Below are 383 nucleotides of genomic sequence, written 5' to 3'. Positions count from 1 at the left end.
ACTTCAACATCAATAACGGTAACGCAGGTCTTGCTGAAACTGACTTCGCTGCTTCTGGTCCATACATTGGTTTGAAGTACGTTGGTAATGTGTAATTTGGTAACTTGTTAAGAAATTTCAGCAATACTGTTGACTTTATTAAAGTACAGCTGGATAATTTAACCAGGTACGCTCTCGATTAGAGCGAAGAATGCGTACTGTTGCTGAAGTTGAAATTTAGTAACAAACGGAAATTAATAATAAAAAAGTGGAGATAAGCATGTTAAATTTGAAAAAAACAGCGGTGGCTGTTCTTGCTTTAGGAAGCAGTGCAGTGTTCGCTGGTACCATGGGTCCAGTTTGCACACCAGGTAATGTAACTGTTCCTTGCGAAAGAACCGCAT

The 383-nt window shown here is 39.2% G+C and carries 1 pseudogene; it reads left to right on the top strand.

Annotated features, from left to right (window positions below):
- Nucleotides 1–259: 259 nt before the first annotated feature.
- Nucleotides 260–383, top strand: a pseudogene (locus tag Lwal_RS18250) (Lpg1974 family pore-forming outer membrane protein); the annotation flags it as partial.

It is taken from the genome of Legionella waltersii, assembly GCF_001468085.1.
GTDB lineage: Bacteria > Pseudomonadota > Gammaproteobacteria > Legionellales > Legionellaceae > Legionella > Legionella waltersii.
Note: the sequence above shows the minus strand (reverse complement) of the source record. Positions and strands in the feature narration are given on the sequence as shown.